Origin of the sequence: Nocardia sp. NPDC023852 (assembly GCF_040639505.1) — a bacterium.
In the GTDB taxonomy this organism is placed as follows: Bacteria; Actinomycetota; Actinomycetes; order Mycobacteriales; family Mycobacteriaceae; genus Nocardia.
The window spans coordinates 168,188-181,438 of the sequence record NZ_JBFAAB010000014.1 but is presented as its reverse complement, the minus strand read 5'-3'; the positions used below and the strand labels follow the sequence as shown (position 1 = coordinate 181,438).

Here is a 13,251-nt window from a genome sequence, read left to right as displayed (position 1 = left end):
CAATACCGCTGATGCTGAAACGCATACGTCGGCAACCCAACCCGACCAACCACACCCCCCGCCAGCAACACCCCCCAATCCACACCCACCCCAACAACATGCACCCGCGCCAAAAACCCCACAAACCACACCACCTCATCAACCCCACGACGACCCGCCGCCGACACCAGCCATCCGGCCGCGGCCTCGCCATCGTCGCTCAGGCATTGGCGGGTCATGGCCGTCAGCACGGCGTCGGGTCCGATCTCCAGGAACCGGCGCACGCCCATGTCGGCGAGTGACTGGATTCCAGGTGCGAACCGGACCGCGGCGCGCACCTGCCCGACCCAGTACGCGGGATCGGTGAAACCATCGCCTACCGCACCGGTCACGTTCGACACGATCGGCAGCAGCGGCTCCCGATAGGTCACACCCTCAGCGATGGTGCGGAACTGCGCGAGCATCGGTTCCATCCGTGCCGAATGGAACGCGTGGCTGACCCGCAATCGCGACGTCTTGCGGCCCTGCCCGGACAACCTGCGCTCCACCTCGTCGACGGCGTCGGCGTCACCGGAGATCACCACCGAGTCCGGACCGTTCACCGCGGCGATCGACGCCCGACTCTCAAAGCCGGTCAGCACCTCCGCTGCCTCGGCTTCCGACACCGCCGCCGCGAGCATCGCGCCGCCCTCCGGCAACGCCCCCATCAATCGGCCCCGCGCAGCCACCAACACACACGCATCCTCCAGCGACCACACCCCCGCCACATACGCGGCGACAAGCTCACCGATCGAATGCCCGATCACCACATCCGGTGTCACACCGAACGACTCCACCAACCGGAACAACGCCACCTCGAACGCGAACAACGCAGGCTGCGTCCACTCCGTCCGATCCAACACGCCCCCCGAATCGGCGAACATCACCTCCCGCAACGACCCACCCAGATGACGATCGAACTCCCCACACACCTCGTCCAACGCCGCCGCAAACACCGGAAACGCCTGGTACAAACCCGCACCCATACCCACCCGCTGCGCACCCTGACCCGTGAACACGAACGCCGTCCGACCCCCGACAGGCACACCGGACACGGCCGACGACGACCCCGACGCCAAATCCGCCAACCCCGCCAGCAACTGCTCCCGATCGCGACCGACGGCCGCACCACGCCACTCCAACTGCGCACGCGCTTCGACCAACGACCGCGCGACGCTGCGCGCATCGGCATCCGGATGGTCGACCAACCACGCCCGCAACCGGTCCGCCTGTGCCCGCAGGCCGGCCTCGGATTTCGCCGACACAAGCCACGCCACCGCGTCCTCTGCCGCGGACCCGACGTTCCTGGTCGACGCTCCCTCGTCCCGCGCGATCGCTGGCGTTGGGGCTTCCTCCACGATCACGTGCGCGTTTGTGCCGCTGATGGCGAACGAGGACACCCCCGCCCGACGCACCCGCTCACCGGCAGGCCAGGGCTCCGCTTCGGTCAGCAACCGCACCGACCCGGCCGACCAATCCACATGCGGTGACGGCGCATCCACGTGCAACGTCTTCGGCAACATCTCATGCCGCAATGCCTGCACCATCTTGATCACGCCTCCGACACCCGACGCCGCGACCGCGTGCCCGATGTTCGATTTCAACGACCCGATCCGCAACGGCTCGCCGCGACCCTGCCCATACGCGGCGATCAACGCCTGCGCCTCGATCGGATCACCCAACGGCGTCCCCGTCCCATGCGCCTCCACCGCATCCACATCAGACGATTCCAGCCCCGCCGCCGCCAACGCCGACGCGATCACCCGCTCCTGCGACGGACCATTCGGCGCGGTCAAACCATTGCTCGCGCCATCCTGATTCACCGCCGAACCCCGAACCACAGCGAGAACGTTGTGCCCCAACCGCCGCGCATCCGACAAACGCTCGAGGACCAGTACACCCACCCCCTCGGACCAACCCACCCCGTCCGCGCCGGCGGAGAACGACTTGCACCGACCATCCCGCGACAAACCCCGCTGGCGGGCGAAGTCCACGTACAGCTCCGGGCTCCCCGAGACCGTGACACCGCCTGCCAGCGCCAGCGACGCTTCCCCCTGCCGCACCGCCTGGCATGCCAGGTGCAGCGCCACCAGCGACGACGAGCACGCCGTGTCCACCGTCATCGCCGGTCCCTGCAGACCGAACACGTAAGCGACCCGGCCGGAGATGACGCTGTCCGAATTCCCGGTCATCCGAAAACCTTCGTGTTCTCCGACCACTCGCTCGGCATAACCGGACGGGGTAGCACCGACGAACACACCGGTATCGCTGCCGCGCAGCGACGACGGGTTGATACCCGCGTCCTCCAAGGCTTCCCAGGAAGCCTCCAGCATCAGCCGCTGCTGCGGATCCATCGCGGTCGCCTCACGCGGACTGATACCGAAGAACCCGGCGTCGAAAGCGCCCGGTTCGGTCAAGAATCCGCCTTCCCGGACGTAGGTGGTGCCCGGTTTGTCCGGGTCTGAGTCCCACAGCCGATCGAGGTCCCAGCCACGGTCTGTGGGGAAAGGCGTGATCGCGTCCGTGCCGGACGCCACCAGATCCCATAGCTGCTCCGGAGACCCGACGCCGCCGGGATACCGGCAGCTCATCCCGACGATGGCGATCGGCTCGTCCGTCCGCATGCGGCGGGGGGTTCTCGTCGTCCGTCGCGCGGCGTCGGGCGCGTCTCCGAGCCGGGACACGATGAACGCCGCTACCGCTTGGGCGCTGGGATGGTCGAAGACAAGGGTGGAGGGCAGCTGCAATCCCGTGGCCTTGGCGAGCCGATTGCGGAATTCCACACCGGCCAGCGAGTCGAAACCCAGCTCCGTGAACGGAACCCCCACCTCGATCGCCTCGACCGAGGCGTGCCCCAACACCGCCGCCGCCTGCTCACGCACTACCGCCAACGCCACGTCGTCGCGCTCCCGGGCCGACGCCGACGCCAGCCGCCCGACCGGCGACCCGCCGTCTACGCGTGTCCGCGCGGGCACCGACACCAGCGAACTCAGCACCTTCGGCAGCGACCCCGTCTCGGCCTGCTCCGCCAATCCCGCCGCATCGAACTCGGCACCCACCACCAGCGCAGCGTCCGCAGCAATCGCTGCGTCGAACAATGCCAGCCCTGCCGTGTCGCCGAGCGCGCGGAAACCCAACCGCCGTAACCGTGCCAATCCGGCTTCGCCCAGGTCGCCGGTCATCCCGCTGCCCGCGTTCCATGGACCCCAGGCCACCGACACACCCGGCAGGCCTGCCTCTCGCCGCAGCCGGACCACCGCGTCCGCGAACGCGTTCGCCGCCGCGTAATTGCCTTGTCCCGGTGAACCCGCCACCCCCGCGACCGACGAAAACACCACAAACGCCGACAGATCCGAGCCGCGCGTCAATTCGTGCAACAACCACGCCCCGTCCACCTTCGGACGGAACACCCGATCCACTTGCTCGGCGGTCAACGTCTCGACGGTGCCGTCATCCACCACACCCGCCGCGTGGACGACTCCGGACAGCGGGAACTCCGACGGGATTTCCGCGAGCACCGCCTCAACGGCACCCCGATCCGCCACGTCACACGCGGCCACGTCCACCTCGGCGCCCAGCGCGGACAGCTCCGCCACCAACCCCCGCACACCCTCGGCAGCGCGACCACGCCGCGATACCAGCAACAACCGGCGCACCCCGTGCTCCGCCGCAAGATGCCGCGCCACGAGCGCACCCAGCCCACTGGTACCCCCGGTCACCAACACCGTCCCGGTCCCGAACGACATTCCGGCCGCACCCGACGCGGATTCCCGGCGCAACCGCGGCGCCGACAATCGACCGTCCCGCACCGCCACCTGCGGCTCACCCGTCGCCACGACCGCCGACACCACCCCGGCGTCGATCTCACCGTCGCGATCGAGCAGCACGAGCCGACCCGGATGCTCCGCCTGCACACTGCGCACCAAGCCCGCGACCGCCGCGTACACCGGAGCGGGCGACTCTCCCGACAGGCCAACCGCATTCCTCGTCACCACGACCAGCCGCGTCTCGGCGAGCCGCGAGTCCGACAGCCACGACCGCAACAGACCCACGGCCGATTGCACGGTTCGCCGACTCGCCTCGGCGGCATCCCCGCCCGCTGATTCGTCGCCATCGACCAGCCAGGCGACCGTTCCCGCCCCGTGATCGGCGTCTGCCAGTTCGGGTACCTCAGCGAATCGGGTCTCGATCCCCGGCACGCTGCCGTCGCCGAGCACTGCCATGGACCCACCGTCCGCACGCGAGGGCGCTGACACCGGCACCCACTCCATGCCGTACAGCGGCGATGACGTGGCGGCCCGAACGCGGTCCACCGTGCGGCGCTCGACGGGATGCACCACGATGGAGTCCGCGCTCACCACCGGTTCGCCGACTTCGTCCACCACGTCCATCCGAACCCGATAGCCGCCCTGCAGCACCGCGCGAAGCCGGACCGGCCCGGAACCTGTCCGCGCCAACCGCACGCCGCCGAACGACACCGGCAACGGAACCCGACCTGCGGGGATGTCCTCCATGACGAAGTCGAGAGCGGGGTGCAGGCACGCGTCGAACAATGCCGGATGGATTCCGAACCCCGACGCCTGTCCAGCCGTGGTCTCGTCCAACGACACCTCGGCGAATATCTCCTCCCCGCGCCGCCACACCGCGCGAACACCGCGGAACACCGGACCGTACTCCAGTCCCAGACCCGCGATCCGCCGATACAGCACCTGCTCATCGAGCTGCTCCGCACCCGCAGGCGGCCACACCGGCTCGTCCCAGCTCGGGGCGGTGTCCGCCGTCGAGACCGGAGTCAGCACACCGCGAGCATGCGGCACCCACGCGTCGACATCATCGATCCGCTCGGCCCTGGAATAGATTGTGAAGCGCCGGCGGCCATCCGGTTCGGTCTCCCCGACACCGACCTGCAGATCGACCGGTTGTTCTCCGAAAGCCAGCGGAATGTCCAGCAGCAGTTCCTCGACGATGTGCGCGCCCAGCCGCGCACCGATCGCCGACGCCAACTCGAGGTAGGTCGTCGCGGGCACAACTGCCGTCCCGAACACCACATGATCAGCGATCCACCGATGACCGCCGTCCGACAGCTTTCCGGTGAACAGCCATTCGTCCTTGCCTGCCACCGGCACCGCATCCATCAGGATCGGATGCTCGATACCACCCGGCACGACCGGTCGAGCGGCCTCCAGCCAATAACGCTGACGCTGAAACGCATACGTCGGCAAGGAAACCCGGATCGGGGAACGACCGGCGAATAACGGCACCCAGTCCACGTCGATGCCTGCGTTGTGGGCGTGTGTGAGGAACGTCAGGAATTGCGTCACCTCGTCGACACCGCGCCGGCCCGCCGCCGCCACCATCGACCGCGATTCGATGTCCTCGGGCAGGCACTGCCGGGTCATCGCTGTCAGCACAGCGTCGGGACCCACTTCCAGGAACCGCCGGACACCCATGTCCACCAAGGCGTCGACACCGTGCGCGAAACGGACGGTGTCGCGCACGTGACCGACCCAGTACATCGGTTCGGCGAAAGCCTCGCCTCCCACGACACCGAACACGTTGGACACCACCGGCAACAGCGGACGACCGTAGGTCACCCCAGCCGCCACGGTCTCGAATTCCGGCAGCATGGGATCCATCAATTCGGAATGAAAAGCGTGGCTGACCCGCAACCGTGAAGTCCTGACCCCGTCCGCGACAAGCATCGGCTCCAATTCCGCGATGGCGTCCTCGTCACCGGAAATTACGATCGAGGAAGGGCCGTTCACCGCCGCGATCGACAGCCGCCCATCGAACCGGGCGATAACCTCGACCGCCCGGTCTTCCGTGATCGTGGCGGCCAGCATCGCACCGCCCGCCGGCAGCGCCCCCATCAACTGGCCCCGCGCCACGACCAGTGCGCAAGCGTCGGCCACCGACCACACCCCGGCCGCGTACGCAGCGACCAACTCGCCGATCGAATGTCCGATCAGCACGTCCGGGACAACCCCGAACGACTCGATAAGCCGGAACAACGCCGCCTCGAACGCGAACAACGCAGGCTGCGTGAACTCCGTTCGATGGAGCAGATCCGCACCCGCGTCGCCGAAAACGATGTCCTTGAACGAGACCCCCGCCAACGAGGGCCCCAGCAAACGATCGAACTCCGCACACAGCTCGTCGAACGCCGACGCGAACACCGGGAACGCCGCATACAACCCGGCACCCATGCCGACACGCTGCGACCCCTGCCCCGTGAACAGGAACGCGATCTTCCCCCTGACCGGAGTGCCCTCGCCCACGCCCGACGACATCGACCCCGACGCCAGATCCGCCAGGCCGGCCAGCACAGAATCCCGGTCGCCCCCGACGACCGCCCCACGCCGATCCAACCGTGCTCGCGTCGTCAGCAACGAATAAGCCACATCCACCGGTTCCGCTTCCGGATGCGCCACCAACCATTCACGCAATCGAGCCGCCTGCGCACGCAGTCCCGCTTCAGATTTCGCAGACATCACCAACGGCACCATCCCTGAAACCACGGGCGGAGTGTGGGCCGCGACCGGCTCCGCCGCGCGCTCCAGGCCGGCCGGTGCTTCCTCGAGAACGAGGTGCGCGTTGGTGCCGCTGATCCCGAACGAGGACACCCCCGCCCGACGCATCCGCTCACCGGCAGGCCAGGGCTCCGCTTCGGTCAGCAACCGCACCGACCCGGCCGACCAATCCACATGCGGCGACGGCGCATCCACGTGCAACGTCTTCGGCAACATCTCATGCCGCAGCGCCTGCACGATCTTGATCACGCCCCCGATGCCCGATGCGGCCTGTGAGTGCCCGATGTTCGATTTCAACGACCCGATCCGCAACGGCTCGCCGCGACCCTGCCCATACGCGGATATCAGCGCTTGGGCCTCGATCGGATCACCCAACGGCGTCCCCGTCCCATGCGCCTCCACCACGTCCACATCAGACGAATCCAGCCCCGCCGCCGCCAACGCCGACGCGATCACCCGCTCCTGCGACGGACCATTCGGCGCGGTCAAACCATTGCTCGCGCCATCCTGATTCACCGCCGAACCCCGAACCACAGCGAGAACGTTGTGCCCCAACCGCCGCGCATCCGACAAACGCTCGAGGACCAGTACACCCACACCCTCGGACCAACCCACCCCGTCCGCGCCGGCGGAGAACGCCTTGCACCGACCATCACGTGACAGACCCCGCTGCCGCGAGAATTCGATGAACAAGAACGGCGTCGACATCACTTGGGCTCCACTGGCCAACGCCATCGAGCATTCGCCTTGGCGCAGTGCCTGGCACGCCAGATGGATCGCCACCAGCGACGACGAGCACGCCGTGTCCACCGTCACCGCCGGGCCCTCCAAACCCAACGTGTACGCCACCCGGCCCGACACCACACTGCTCGCCGAACCGGTGCCCACGTACCCCTCGACGGCCGCACCCGCCGCCTTGGCGATCTCCTCGTAATCCTGATACGAGACGCCGGTGAAGACACCGGCGTCGCTGCCCCGCAACGACGATGGATCGATACCCGCGTCCTCCAAGGCTTCCCACGAAGCCTCCAACAACAACCGCTGCTGCGGATCCATCGCCGCCGCCTCACGCGGACCGATCCCGAAGAACCCCGCGTCGAAATCGGCGACGCCGGAGAGGAATCCCCCGTGTCGTAGATAGGATGTGCCGGAGTGGTCGGGATCGGGATCGAACAATCGATCCAGATCCCAGCCGCGATCGGCCGGGAACTCGCTGATCGCGTCCGTGCCGGACGCCACCAGCTCCCACAATCCCTCCGGGGATGTGATTCCGCCTGGATATCGGCAGCTCATCCCCACAATCGCAATCGGCTCATCGGTACGGATCCGACGCGTCACCCGTGCGACGGCACGGCCGGTGTCCGCCTCCACGTCGCCGACACGAGATCGCACGAACACCGCCACCGCCGCCGCGGTGGGGTGGTCGAACACCAGCGTCGACGGCAATTGCACGCCGGTCGCTTTGGCCAGCCGATTGCGGAACTCCACTCCGGCCAACGAATCGAACCCGAGCTCGGTGAACGGTGCGGTCGGGTCGATGGCGTCACCGGAGATGTGCCCCAGCACTCCGGCGACCTGCTCACGAACGACGTCCAGCACGATCGCCTCGCGTTCCTGCGCCGGGGCGACGGCCAGCCGCCGCGCCAACGTCCCGCTCGTGTCCGCGGCCCGACGCACGGGCACCGCGACGATCGAATGCAGCATCCGAAGCAGAGATCCCTCACGCGCCTGAACCGACAACGCCTCGGTATCGAACTCGGTGGCGACCACCACCGGTGCTGCCGCGCCGATCGCGCGATCGAACAACGCCAAGCCATCCGCTGTCTCCAGCGGACGCACGCCGAGCCGCCCCATCCGCGCCATCGCGGCGCTTCCCAGACCGCTGGTCATGCCGCTGCCCTGGTTCCACGACCCCCACGCGATCGACACCGCGGGCAAACCCGCTGCCCGCCGGCGCGACGCGAGGGCATCCAGGAACGCGTTCGCCGCGGCATAGTTGCCCTGACCCGGCGTACCGACCACCCCCGCGACCGATGAGAACAGCACGAAGGCAGAGAGATCCCGATCGCTGGTCAACTCGTGCAGATGCCACGCGGCATCCGCCTTCGACGCCAACACTCGGTCCACCTGGTCGGTGGTCAAGGTCTCGATGGTGCTGTCATCGAGCACACCCGCCGAATGGATCACCGCGCTCGGCGCGAACTCATCGGGCAATTCCGCCAGCAGGGCCGCCAACGCCGCACGATCACTCACGTCACACGCCGCTATCCGCACCTGCGCGCCGAAGGCCGTCAACCCATCCACCAATTCCGCCACACCGTCGGCCTCTTCACCCCGCCGCGACACCAACACCAACCGCCGCACACCATGTGTTTCGACGACATGCCGAGCCACCACAGATCCCAAACCACCAGTGCCACCGGTGATCAACACCGCACCCGCACCCAACACCGACCCGCCCGTCACGGAAGAACCCGCGTGCCGTCGCAACCGCGGCACCCGCAGCCCACCCCTACGCACAGCCAGCTGCGGCTCGTCCGAACCCAGCGCCGCAGCGATCACATCGACCGTCACGTTCTCCTCCACGCCCACGTCGAGAAGAACGAACCGACCCGGATATTCGAACTGAGCACTGCGTACCAGGCCCCATACCGCCGCGCCTGCCGGATCCGGCGACTCACCCGACACGCCCACAGCGCCCCGCGTCAGCACCACCAGCCGCGAGCCGCTCAACCGCTCCTCGGCCTGCCACGTCTGCAACAGTCCCAACGTCGAGTGCACCCACGCACGAGTCCGCACCGCCACATCGCCGACGGTCGAACCCTCCCCGCCCGGCGACCATACGACGATCGCTGGCGTCACCTGGTCGTCGAACAATTCTCCGAGCCCGGCACGAGCACGATCGATCCCCGAAATGCTCTCCGCGCCGAGCGCCGCCATGGACGGCACAGTGCCGGTAGATCCCGAGGACACCGATACCCATTCGACATCGGACAGCGACGCACGACGACCGGCCCCGAAATTCAGTGCCTTGGCATCAACGGGGCGAGCAGCGAGCGCATCGAGGCTCAGCACCGGCGCTCCGGTGTCGTCAAGGACGACGGCCCGCATCCGCCCGGCTCCCGACCGCATGAGTCGAACGCGGACAGCCGTCACCCCGGCGCGGTACAACCGCACGCCCGCGAAGGAGAACGGCAACGGCAGCCGACCCGAGGGAATATCTTGCGCCAGCTCGGTGATCGCCGCGTGAAATGCGGCGTCCAACAGCGCGGGATGAATCCCGAACGCCGCTGCCTGAGTATCGGTTTCGGCCGAAAGAGACACCTCGGCGAGCAGATCGTCGCCGTCGCGCCAGACCGACGTGACCCCCTGGAATGCGGGGCCGTAGCCGAAACCGAGTTCTGCCAACTCGTCGTAAAGCCCGTCGTTCGGCACCGGATCGGCCCCTGCGGGCGGCCATTCTTCGGTTGTCGCCGATCCGTCCCGGACCCACCCGGGAACGGCGTCCGCGGCTGGAGTCAGCACGCCGTTGGCGTGCGATACCCACTCGCCCGCGTCGGAATCCCCGTCGATAACAGCACGGGAGTGGATCACGAACCGACGTCGCCCCGCACCGTCGGCAGGATCGACACCGATTTGAATATCGACCGCGGTGTCACCCTCGAGCAGCAGCGGCGCTTCGAGCAGCAGTTCCTCGACGAACTCGGCGTCCGTCCGCGCGCCCGCGGTCAGCGCCAGTTCCACAAAGCCGGTTCCGGGCAACAACACAGAGCCGAAAACCGCGTGATCGGCGAGCCACGGATGAGTACGTAACGACACCCGTCCGGTGAACAGCCATTCGTCCTTGCCTGCCAGTGGTACGACGCCGGTCAAGATCGGATGATCCGATGACCCCGCCGCTACGTCACCCCGGATTGGCTCCAACCAGTACCGTTGGCGCTGGAACGCATAGGTGGGCAACGACACTCGGCTCAGCCGCCGGCCAGCGAACAACGGTCGCCAATCTACGTCGACGCCGGCGGTATGCATTTGGCCCAACGACGTCACACATTGCGACACCTCGTCAACCGAGCGTCGAGACGCGGCGGCCACCACAGAATCCGTCTCGATGTCCGGGTGTTCGGCCAGGCACTGGCGAGTCATCGATGCCAACACCGCATCCGGGCCCACCTCCACGAATCGCAGCGCCCCTGCCGCGACGAGAGCGTCGACGCCAGGCGCAAACCGCACACAACCGCGCACCTGCTCGACCCAATACCCGGGATCGGTCACCTCGACGCCGACAACAGCACCGGAGACATTCGACACCATCGGAACATTCGGCACTCGATACGTCAGACTTCCAGCCACGGCGCGGAATTCGGCCAGCATGGGGTCCAGCCGCGCCGAGTGGAACGCATGACTCACCCGCAATCGCGACGTCTTGATGCCCTCGTCGGACAAACTGCGCTCCGCCTCGTCGACGGCATCCGTGTCACCGGACAGCACCACCGACGACGGACCATTCACCGCCGCCACCGACAACCGATCCCCGTACGCCGCCACGATCTCGACGGCCCGTTCCTCGGTCACGGCCGCCGCGAGCATCGCGCCGCCCTCCGGCAACGCCCCCATCAACCGACCACGCGCCGCCACCAACACACACGCATCCTCGAGCGACCACACCCCCGCCACATACGCGGCGACAAGCTCACCGATCGAATGCCCGATCACCACATCCGGTGTCACACCGAACGACTCCACCAACCGGAACAACGCCACCTCGAACGCGAACAACGCAGGCTGCGTCCACTCCGTCCGATCCAACACGCCCCCCGAATCGGTGAACATCACCTCCCGCAACGACCCACCCAGATGACGATCGAACTCCCCACACACCTCGTCCAACGCCGCCGCAAACACCGGAAACGCCTGGTACAAACCCGCACCCATACCCACCCGCTGCGCACCCTGACCCGTGAACAGGAACGCCGTCCGACCCTCGACAGGCACACCGGAGATCACCGACGACGACCCCGACGCCAGATCGGCCAACCCCGTCATCAACTGCTCTCGATCGCGACCCACCACCATGCCGCGCCAGTCCCAGCTGGCCCTGGTGTCGATCAACGACGACCCCACACTCCAGACATCCGCGTCCGGATGGTCGAGCAGCCACTGCCGCAACCGATTCGCTTGTGCGCGCAGCGCCTCGCCGGACTTGGCCGACAGCAGCAACGGCACCACATCCGCCGCGGAAGCGGGGCCCGCGCCGTCCGCGGCAGTCCCCTCAGCCGGCGCGACAACAGATGCAGGTGCTTCCTCGAGAATCACGTGCGCATTGGTCCCACTGATCCCGAACGACGACACCCCCGCCCGACGCACCCGCTCACCGGCAGGCCAGGGCTCCGCCTCGGTCAGCAACCGCACCGACCCGGCCGACCAATCCACATGCGGTGACGGCGCATCCACGTGCAACGTCTTCGGCAACACCCCGTGCCGCAGCGCCTGCACCATCTTGATCACCCCACCCACACCCGCGGCCGCCTGCGGATGCCCGATGTTCGATTTCAACGACCCGATCCGCAACGGCTCGCCGCGACCCCGCCCATAAGCAGCGATCAACGCCTGCGCCTCGATCGGATCACCCAACGGCGTCCCCGTCCCATGCGCCTCCACCGCATCCACATCAGACGAATCCAGCCCCGCCGCCGCCAACGCCGACGCGATCACCCGCTCCTGCGACGGACCATTCGGCGCGGTCAAACCATTGCTCGCGCCATCCTGATTCACCGCCGAACCCCGAACCACAGCGAGAACGTTGTGCCCCAACCGCCGCGCATCCGACAAACGCTCGAGGACCAGTACACCCACACCCTCGGACCAACCCACCCCGTCCGCGCCGGCGGAGAACGACTTGCACCGACCATCCCGCGACAAACCCCGCTGCCGCGAAAACTCCACGAACAAAAACGGCGTCGACATCACCGTCACACCACCCGCCAACACCATCGACGCCTCTCCCCGCCGCAGTGCCTGGCACGCCAAATGGATCGCCACCAGCGACGACGAGCACGCCGTGTCCACCGACACCGCCGGGCCCTCCAAACCCAACGTGTACGCCACCCGCCCCGACACCACACTGCCCGCCGAACCAGTACCCGCGTACCCCTCGGCGACCGGACCCGCCGCCCTGGCCGTGTGCTCGTAGTCTTCGTACATCACCCCCGCGAATACGCCTGTGTCGCTGCCTCGCAACGACGATGGATCGATACCCGCGTCCTCCAAGGCTTCCCACGAAGCCTCCAACAACAACCGCTGCTGCGGATCCATCGCCGCCGCCTCACGCGGACCGATCCCGAAGAACCCCGCGTCGAAATCACCGACACCGCGCAGAAAGCCACCCTCCCGCGTGTACACCTTCCCGAACCGGTCCGGATCGGGATCGAACAATCCCTCCACATCCCAACCCCGATCCACCGGAAACTCGCTCACGGCATCCGAACCGGACGCGACCAGATCCCACAACTGTCCCGGCGATTCGACGCCACCCGGGTAGCGGCAGCTCATACCGACGATCGCAATCGGCTCGTCGATCCGTTCCCGCAGCTGTGTCAGATCGTCGCGAGTCGTCATGAGCTCGACAGTGACCTTTTTCAGGTACTCCAACATGCGGTCGGACGAATCGCCAGTGCTTGTGTTCACGTTTCACATCCAGAGGTAT

General features: G+C 67.5%; 1 protein-coding gene. It reads right to left on the bottom strand.

All coding sequences use genetic code 11. The features are described 5' to 3' along the window. On the bottom strand, positions 1–13,232 hold a 13,232-nt coding region (locus tag AB0H00_RS19980), incomplete at its 3' end, for a type I polyketide synthase (RefSeq protein WP_357268140.1). Positions 13,233–13,251: the final 19 nt, after the last annotated feature.